Raw genomic sequence first — 505 nt, 5'->3', positions numbered from 1 at the left:
CACTGGTTGCGTATAACTTAATTAACTGAACGATACAACCGTACATCCTCGTTATTCTCTTTCATAGGCTCCCTTGCCTATTTAGGTAGTCTTTGCGCAACGCAGAATATGTAATAGCGTTGTGCATTGGCCTTTTAAGCCTTAGAAAATTCTGCTTTAGACAGCTCGCCGTTTTTATCCGTATCAAGCTCTGTAAACTTACTCATAAGTGAGGCATCTACTGATGCTTCAGCTTGGCTTATTGCGCCTTTTCCATCCACATCCAGTGTGTCAAAATCTGTTGCAGCAAACGCCACAGATGAAGAAGCAAGTGCCATTAATACCAGTGTTGATTTAAATGTTGTCATAACGTAATTCCTTCATTGGGTTGTAAGGTTAAGCGCTAAGCTTAATCACTTTTTGCTATATACTGGTTAGGTATTACACATTCGAAGCCAGTTTTATGTTTTCATTTATAAAAAATAAGTTAAAAATAAAAATGTGATGTTTAATTAGAAGCACATCG

1 protein-coding gene is annotated in these 505 nt (G+C 37.4%); it reads right to left on the bottom strand.

Features of this window, described 5'->3' with window-relative positions; translation table 11 throughout:
* Positions 1 to 134 precede the first annotated feature (134 nt).
* Positions 135 to 347 (bottom strand): EF-hand domain-containing protein, encoded by a 213-nt coding sequence (locus tag CWB78_RS18065; RefSeq protein ID WP_138596796.1) that lies wholly within the window; start codon positions 345 to 347, stop codon positions 135 to 137.
* Between the last annotated feature and the right edge of the window lie 158 nt (positions 348 to 505).

This window comes from Pseudoalteromonas sp. S1612, assembly GCF_005887175.1.
GTDB lineage: Bacteria > Pseudomonadota > Gammaproteobacteria > Enterobacterales > Alteromonadaceae > Pseudoalteromonas > Pseudoalteromonas undina.
Note: the sequence above shows the minus strand (reverse complement) of the source record. Positions and strands in the feature narration are given on the sequence as shown.